At 70.2% G+C, this 9,365-nt stretch carries 1 protein-coding gene; it reads right to left on the bottom strand.

Features of this window, described 5'->3' with window-relative positions; translation table 11 throughout:
- Positions 1-9,315: type I polyketide synthase (locus tag O5O46_RS33955; protein WP_269859531.1), on the bottom strand; the 9,315-nt coding region annotated here is incomplete at its 3' end.
- Between the last annotated feature and the right edge of the window lie 50 nt (positions 9,316-9,365).

The following is a 9,365-nucleotide window of genomic DNA, read 5'->3' as shown; positions in this document are numbered from 1 at the left end:
ATCCGGGTCGTACGGCCGTACCCCGGTGTCACCAGCAGCGGTGACCCGGGCCAGCCTTGGAGCCAGTACGCGACCGTCGCGAACGGCCAACTCCTGCTCCGGCAGGCCCAGCAACGCGGGATCCAGCTTCGACACGGACGGGTCGAGGTCCACCAGGACGAACCGGCCCGGGTTCTCGGACTGCGCCGAACGCACCAGACCCCGTACCGCCGCACCCGCAAGGTCCTCCGGACCGCGCGTGAGGAACACCAGCCGCGACGCGGCGAACCGCTCGTCCGCCAGCCACTCCTGGAGCAACACCAAAGCCAGCCGCGTCGCCGCATGCACATCCGCGGCCGAAGCCGCCGCGGCCGACGTCAAACCGTCGACAACCACGTTGGCCGGCACCGGAGTCGCCAGCGCAGCCAGCCCCTCGGCCCCAAGCGACACACACGCCGGCCGCTCGACGGCCTCCGGCACCGTCAGCTCGCTCCACTCCACCCGGAACAGCGACTCATGCCGGACCTGCCGCACCTGCTCAGCGGAGACACCACGCAGCACCAGCGACCCAACCGACGCCACCGGCTGCCCGGTCCCATCAGCCACCGCCAACGACACCGCATCCTGCCCGGCCGCAGCCAACCGCACCCGCAGCACCGAAGCACCCACGGCATGCAACGACACACCACTCCAGGCAAACGGCAACCGCGCCCCGACCTCAGCGAAGAAGCCACCCAAACCCACCGCGTGCAAAGCGGAGTCCAACAACGCCGGATGCAGACCATACGAACCAGCCCGCGACCGCTGCTCCTCCCCCAACTCGGCCTCGGCGAAGACCTCTTCACCCCGACGCCAAACAGCACTCAACCCACGGAAGACCGGACCGTACGACAACCCAGCAGCAGCCAACCCCTCGTAAAGGCCCTCAACGCTCACCGCCTCCGCACCAGCCGGGGGCCACACCGCCAGGTCGAACTCCGGCACTCGCCCGGCAACAGCCAACACACCACTGGCATGCCGCACCCACGGCTCATCAACAGCAGCGTCCTCGAACCGCGAGTACAGCGTCACCTCGCGGCGTCCGGAGCCGTCCGGCGCGCCGAGTACCAGCTGTATGCGGACCGCGCCGTTCTCGGGCAGCGTGAGCGGCGCTTCTAGGGTGAGTTCCTCCAGGTGGTCACAGCCAACCTGGTCTCCGGCGTACGTGACGAGTTCCACGAACGCCGTGCCGGGCAGCAGCACCGTGTCCAGCACGGCGTGATCCGCCAGCCACGGGTGGGTGCGCAGCGACAACCTGCCCGTGAACACCAGAGCATCGTCGTCCGCCAGCGAGACCGAGGCCCCCAACAGCGGATGATCGGCAGCCACCAGACCGAGCCCGACCGCATCACCGGCGCTCGGACCCTCAGCCGGGCGAGGCCAGTAGGCGCGGCGCTGGAAGGCATACGTGGGCAGCTCCACGCGGCGGGCGCCGGTGCCCGCGAAGTACGCCTGCCAGTCAACGGACACGCCGTTGACGTGGGCCTGCCCCAGGGCGATGGTGAGGGTTTCCGGCTCGGGACGGCCGTTGCGCAGTACGGGAGCGAACGCGGCGTCCTCGGGTCGCTTGACGCACTCGTGCGCCATCGCAGACAGCACACCGTCCGGACCCAGCTCCACGAACGTCGCCACACCCTGCGCTTCCAGGGCCCGGATCCCGTCGCAGAAGCGGACGGCCTCGCGCACGTGCCGGACCCAGAAGTCCGCAGTCCCGATCTCCTCGGCTGACACCACGGCACCGGTCAGATTGGAGACGATCGGGATACGCGGAGCCTCATAGGTCAGGCCCGAGGCCACCTCACGGAACGCCTCCAACATCCCGTCCATGTGCGACGAGTGGAACGCATGGCTGACCGACAGCCGCTTCGTCTTACGACCCCGCGCCTCAAACCCAGCCGCGACCTCCACGACCGCAGCCTCATCACCCGCTATCACCACCGACGTCGGCCCGTTGATCGCGGCGATACTCACACCGTCCACCAGCAGCGGAACAACCTCGTCCTCCGCCGCCTGGACCGCCACCATCGCCCCACCGCCCGGCAACTCCTGCATCAGGCGACCGCGAGCGGCCACCAACACGCAGGCGTCCTCCAGCGACAACACACCAGCCACATGCGCCGCAGCCAACTCGCCGATCGAGTGCCCGGCCAGGAAGTCAGGCTTCAGCCCCCACGACTCAACGAGCCGGAACAGCGCCACCTCGACGGCGAACAACGCGGGCTGCGTGTAAGCCGTCTGGTCCAGCAGGCCGCCGTCGGCTCCGAAGATCACATCCCGCAGCGGTACTTCGAACCGTTCACACACCCCGTCCAAGGCCTCGGCGAAGACCGGGTAGGCCGCGTACAGCTCCCGACCCATACCGATCCGCTGGCTGCCCTGACCGGTGAACAGGAACGCGAGCTTGCCCCGGCCGTCCGCCGTGCCCCGGACCACGCCGGAGGCGGTGGCACCCGCCGCCAACGCCTCCAGTCCGCGCAGCAGCTCGGGCCGGTCGCTGATGGTCAGCGCCGCCCGGTGCTCCAACGCCGAGCGCGTCGTCGCCAACGAGTAGGCGATGTCCAGCAGTTCCAGGTCATCGTCCGCCGTAACCAGGGAGCGCAGCCGCTCCGCCTGCCCGCGCAGGGCCTCCTCGGTCTTACCGGACAGCACCAACGGCAGCACCGGCAGCGTGACCGCCGCATCAGTGCGGTCGGTCTCAGCGGTCGGTGCCTGCTCGATGATCGTGTGCGCGTTCGTTCCGCTGATGCCGAACGAGGACACCGCGGCCCGGCGTGGACGCCCGGTCTCCGGCCACTCACGTGTTTCGGTCAGCAAGGACACCGCGCCCGCCGACCAGTCCACATGCGACGAGGGCTGATCAGCATGCAGGGTCCGCGGCAGAACACCGTGCCGCATCGCCATCACCATCTTGATCACACCGGCGACACCGGCCGCCGCCTGCGTGTGCCCGAAGTTGGACTTGATGGAGCCCAACCACAACGGCTGGTCCGCGGTGTGATCCTGCCCGTAGGTGGCGAGCAGCGCCTGCGCCTCGATCGGGTCGCCCAGCGTGGTGCCCGTACCGTGCGCCTCCACGACGTCCACCTCGGCGGCAGTGAGCCGAGCGTTAGCCAACGCCTGGCGGATCACCCGCTGCTGCGAAGGACCGTTCGGCGCGGTAAGGCCATTGCTGGCACCGTCCTGGTTGATGGCGCTGCCACGCACGACCGCCAGCACCGGATGCCCGTTACGGCGCGCGTCCGACAGCCGCTCCACCAACAGCATGCCGACGCCCTCGGACCATCCCGTGCCGTCCGCGTCCGCTGAGAACGCCTTGCAGCGGCCGTCCGCCGCAAGACCCCGCTGACGGCTGAAGCCGACGAAGGTGCCGGGGGTGGCCATGACGGTGACGCCACCGGCCAGCGCCAGTTCGCACTCGCCGTTGCGCAGTGCCTGCGCCGCCAGATGCAGCGCCACCAGCGACGACGAGCAGGCGGTGTCGATGGTCACCGCCGGGCCTTCCAGGCCGAAGGTGTACGACACCCGGCCCGAGGCGATGCTTCCGGTGCTGCCGGAGCCCAGTGAGCCCTCGACCGCGTCGGGGGTGTTCTCAAGGACCGCCGCGTAGTCGTGGTACATCACGCCCGTGAACACACCGGTACGGCTGCCGCGCAGCGTCGCCGGGTCGATCCCGGCCCGCTCGAACGCCTCCCAGGTGGTTTCCAGCAGCAGCCGCTGTTGGGGGTCGGTGGCCAATGCCTCGCGCGGGCTGATCCCGAAGAACATGGGGTCGAAGTCGCCCGCGTCGTGCAGGAAGCCACCCTCGCGGGTGTAGCTGGTGCCCGGGTTGTCGGGGTCCGGGTGGTAGAGCGAGTCAACGTCCCAGCCGCGGTTGGTCGGGAACGTGGTGATCCCGTCCCGCCCCTCGGCCACCGCCTGCCACAGTTCCTCGGGCGTGGCCACGCCGCCGGGGAAGCGGCAGCTCATCGCCACGATGGCGATCGGCTCGTCGTCGGCCGCGCCCGCGGCCGTCACCATGGCGCCCGGTGTGCCCTGCGCGCCGGTGATCTCGGCGTGCAGGTGGCGGGCGAGTACGAGGGAGGTGGGATGGTCGAAGATCAGTGTGGCGGGCAGCCGCATGCCGGTCTCGGCACCGAGCCTGTTGCGCAGTTCGACCGCGGTCAGCGAGTCGAATCCCAACTCCTTGAAGGCACGGTCTGGTTCGACGGCGTGCGTGGAGTCATGGCCGAGCACGGCCGCGACGTGCGTACGCACCAGGTCGAGCAGTACGCGTTCCTGCTCGACCTCGGTGAGGCCGAGCAGGCTCTGCGCCAGTGCCGACCGGCCCGCCGCCTCCGCCGCCCGCCGGGCGGGGACGCGGACCAGGCCGCGCAGCAGCGGCGGTACCGCACCGGTGGTGGCGTTGGCCCGCAAGGTGGCGAGGTCGAGTCGGGTCGGCACGAGCAACGCTTCGCCCAAGCCGACGGCCGTGTCGAGGAGTTGGCGGCCTTCGTCGGCTGACAGGCCCTGGACTCCACTGCGGTTCATCCGGCTGACGTCGGCCTCGTCCAGGCCGCCCGCCATACCGCCGTCCGTGTCCCACAGCCCCCAGGCCAGCGACACGGCGGGCAGGCCCTGGGCGCGGCGGTGGTGCGCCAGGGCGTCCAGGAAGGTGTTGGCGGCGGCGTAGTTGGCCTGGCCGGGACTGCCGAACACACCGGCGGCCGAGGAGAACAGCACGAACGCCGACAGATCGTGTTCGCGTGTCAGTTCATGCAGGTTGAGTGCCGCGTCTGCCTTCGGGCGCAGGACGTTCCTGACGCGCTCCGGGGTCAGCGACTCGATGACTCCGTCGTCCAGCACACCAGCGGTGTGGATCACCGCGGTCAGCGGATGCTCGGCCGGGATCGCGGCCAGCACATCTGCCAGCGCCGTGCGGTCGGCCGCGTCACACGCAGCCCAGGTGACGTGTGCCCCCAACTCGGCTAGTTCCGCGCCCAGTTCGGCGGCGCCATCCGCCGTGGAACCCCGACGGCTGACCAGCAGCAGGTGCCGTACATCGTGCTCGGTCACCAGATGCCGGGCGACAAGGCCGCCCAGCGTGCCGGTCGCGCCGGTGATCAGGACTGTGCCGTCGGTGCCGTACGGCCGCACGCCGGTGTCGCCACCAGCGGTGACCCGGGCCAGCCGGGGCGCGCGCAGGGCGCCGTCGCGTACGGCGATTTCCGGTTCCCCGGACGCGCACGCAGCCGGGAGCGACGTGCCGGGGCCGTCCAGGTCGACCAGTACGAAGCGGTCGGGGTGCTCCGACTGGGCCGAGCGCACCAGGCCCCAAACCGCCGCACGGGTCAGGTCGTTGACCGTCTCGTCGGCTGCGACGGCCACCGCGCCATGGGTGACGAACACCAGCCGCGAGTCGGCGAGGCGCTCTGCCGTCAGCCAGGAACGCACCAGGTCAAGTGCCCGCTCGGTCGCCACCGCGACCGACTCCGCGCTGGTGGCGCAGGCGGTGTGGGGCACCAGGACCACATCGGGGACCGCCGCCGAGCCGGTTTCCAGGGCCTCCAGCAACTCGTCCAGGTCCGCGTACCGCTGTAGCGGAAGCCCGGCCGCCAACTCCGCGTCCTCCGTGCCGAGCACCGCCCACTGACCTGCGGGAATCGCCTGCGGCGTGGGGATGTTGGCCCACTCCACCCGGAACAGCGACTCATGCCGGACCTGCCGCACCTGCTCAGCGGAGACACCACGCAGCACCAGCGACCCAACCGACGCCACCGGCTGCCCGGTCCCATCAGCCACCGCCAACGACACCGCATCCTGCCCGGCCGCAGCCAACCGCACCCGCAGCACCGAAGCACCCACGGCATGCAACGACACACCACTCCAGGCAAACGGCAACCGCGCCCCGACCTCAGCGAAGAAGCCACCCAAAGCCACCGCGTGCAAAGCGGAGTCCAACAACGCCGGATGCAGACCATACGAACCAGCCTGCGACCGCTGCTCCTCCCCCAACTCGACCTCGGCGAAGACCTCTTCACCCCGACGCCAAACAGCACTCAACCCACGGAAGACCGGACCGTACGACAACCCGGCATCCGCCAACCCCTCGTAAAGGCCCTCAACACTCACCGCCTCCGCACCAGCCGGGGGCCACACCGCCAGGTCGAACTCCGGCACTCGCCCGGCAACAGCCAACACACCACGGGCATGCCGCACCCACGGCTCATCAACAGCAGCGTCCTCGAACCGCGAGTAGACGGACAGCGAGCGACGGCCGGTGTCGTCCGGCGCGCCAAGCCACAGTTGGAGCTGCACGCCTCCGGTCGCCGGGAGGGTCAGCGGTGCTTCGAGGGTGAGTTCTTCCAGATGGTCGCAGCCCACCTGGTCGCCGGCCCGGATCGCCAACTCGACGAACGCCGTGCCGGGCAGCAGGACCGTGTCCAGCACGGCGTGATCGGCCAGCCACGGGTGGGTGTCCAGGGCCAGGCGGCCGGTGTAGAGGAAACCGTCGGTGTCGGCGAGCGCCACGGCCGCGCCGAGCAGCGGGTGGTCGGCCGCACCGAGCCCGGCCGCCGTCACGTCACCGGTCGGATAGCCAGCGTCAAGCCAGTACGTTTCACGCTGGAAGGCGTACGTCGGCAGGTCAACGCGCTGTACCCCGGTACCGGCGAAAACCTCCTCCCACGCCAACCGCACACCGCGCACGTGCGCCTCGGCCATTGCGGTGGCGAGCGCTTCGCCCTCCGGGCGGCCCTTGCGCAGTACGGGGACGAACGCGGCGTTCTCGGGCCGCTCGACGCACTCCTGCGCCATCGCAGACAGCACACCGTCCGGACCCAGCTCGACGAACGTCGTGACGCCCTCGGCTTCCAAGGCCCGGATGCCGTCGCAGAAGCGGACGGCCTCGCGGACGTGCCGAACCCAGAAGTCCGCAGTCCCGATCTCCTCGGCCAACACCACCGCACCGGTCAGATTGGAGACGATCGGAACGCGCGGAGCCTCATAGGTCAGGCCCGACGCCACCTCACGGAACGCCTCCAACATCCCGTCCATGTGCGACGAGTGGAACGCATGACTCACGGTCAGCCGCTTCGTCTTACGACCCCGCGCCTCAAACCCAGCCGCGACCTCCAGAACCGCAGCCTCATCACCGGCAATGACGATCGATGTCGGCCCGTTGATCGCGGCGATGCTCACACCGTCCACCAGCAGCGGGACAACCTCGTCCTCCGCCGCCTGGACCGCCACCATCGCCCCACCGCCGGGCAGCTCCTGCATCAGACGACCGCGAGCGGCCACCAACGCACAGGCATCATCCAGCGACAACACACCAGCCACATGCGCCGCAGCCAGCTCACCAATCGAGTGACCAGCCACGAAGTCAGGCCGCAGACCCCACGACTCAACGAGCCGGAACAGCGCCACCTCAACCGCGAACAACGCAGGCTGCGTGTAAGCGGTCTGATCCAGCAACGCAGCATCGTCGCCGAACACCACATCCCTGAGCGGAAGTTCGAACCGCTCAAACACCGCATCCAACGCCTCGGCGAAGACGGGATAGGCCTCGTACAGCTCCCGACCCATCCCGATCCGCTGGCTGCCCTGACCGGTGAACAGGAACGCGAGCTTGCCGCCCTTGGTCCTGCCCTCGGTCAGGCCCGCTGCCGGGCGGCCGTTGGCCAGTGCCTCCAGACCGGCCAGGAAGCCGTCCCGCTCCCCCGCCACAACCACCGCACGGTGCTCGAACACCGCCCGGCCGGTGGCCAGCGAGAACGCCACATCCGTGGTGGCCGCCTCGGGGTGTGCGGTCACATGGGCCAGCAGCCGCTGTGCCTGTTCCCGTAGCGCCGCCTGGGTCTTCGCCGACAGCGTCCAGACCGGCAGCGCGGCGCGCGGCGGCGCGGCGGATGTCTCCTCGGCCTCCTCGACCGGTGCCTGCTCCAGCACTGTGTGGGCATTGGTCCCGCTGATCCCGAACGAGGACACCGCGGCCCGCCGGGGGCGGCCGGTCTCCGGCCACTGCCGGGCCTCGGTCAGCAGGGACACCGCGCCCTTGGTCCAGTCGACGTTGCGCGAGGGCTCGTCGACGTGCAGGGTCTTCGGCAGGATGCCGTGCCGCATCGCCATGACCATCTTGATGATCCCGGCGACGCCCGCGGCGGCCTGTGTGTGGCCGACGTTGGACTTGATCGAGCCGAGCCACAGCGGCTGGTCCTCGGGCCGTCCCTGGCCGTAGGTGGCCAGCAGCGCCTGCGCCTCGATCGGGTCGCCGAGCGTGGTGCCCGTGCCGTGCGCCTCCACCACGTCGATGTGGGTGGTGGAAAGCCGTGCGCTGGCGAGCGCCTGGCGGATGACGCGCTGCTGCGAGGGGCCGTTGGGTGCGGTCAGTCCGCTGCTGGCGCCGTCCTGGTTGATGGCACTGCCGCGGACCAGCGCGAGGACCTGGTGGCCGTTCTTGCGGGCGTCGGACAGCCGCTCAAGCAGCAGCATGCCCGCGCCCTCGCCCCAACCGGTGCCGTCGGCGGCCTGTGCGAAGGACTTGCAGCGGCCGTCGAGTGCCAGTCCGCGCTGGCGGCTGAACTCGGTGAAGGTGCCCGGGGTGGACATGACGGTGACGCCGCCGGCGAGGGCCAGCGTGCACTCGCCGCTGCGCAGCGCCTGTGCGGCCAGGTGCACGGCGACCAGGGAGGAGGAGCAGGCGGTGTCGACGGTCACCGCCGGGCCTTCCAGGCCGAAGGTGTACGCCACCCGGCCCGAGGCGATGCTTCCTGAACTGCCGTTGCCGAGGAAGCCCTCGACCTCCTCGGGGGCGGTGTACAGCCGGGCGGCGTAGTCGTGGTACATCAGGCCCGCGAAGACACCGGTACGGCTGCCGCGCAGCGTCGTCGGGTCGATCCCGGCCCGCTCGAACGCCTCCCAGGAGGTTTCCAGCAGCAGCCGCTGCTGCGGGTCCATCGCCAGCGCCTCACGCGGCGAGATGCCGAAGAACGCCGGATCGAACTCGGCGGCGTCGCGCAGGAAGCCGCCCTCGCGGTGGTAGGGCGTGGTGTTGCCGTCGGCGTCCGGCTCCGGGTCGTACAGCACGTCGGTGCCCCAGCCGCGGTCCTCCGGATAGCCGGAGACGGCGTCACCGCCGCGTGCGACGAGCTGCCACAGGTCTTCGGGGGAGCGCACGTCTCCCGGGTAGCGGCAGCTCATCGCCACGATGGCGATGGGCTCCTGGTCGCGTTCCTCCACCTCGCGCAGTCGTCGGCGAGCCTCGCGCAGATCGGTCGTCGCCCGCTTGAGGTAATCGAGGTACTTCTCCTCGTTCACCATTTACGCCGTCCCAGTGGTGAGAGTGGTGGGAATTGCGCGAGCCGGAAAGC

Origin of the sequence: Streptomyces sp. RPT161, assembly GCF_027533845.1 — a bacterium.
Taxonomy (GTDB): Bacteria; Actinomycetota; Actinomycetes; order Streptomycetales; family Streptomycetaceae; genus Streptantibioticus_A; species Streptantibioticus_A silvisoli_A.
Note: the sequence above shows the minus strand (reverse complement) of the source record. Positions and strands in the feature narration are given on the sequence as shown.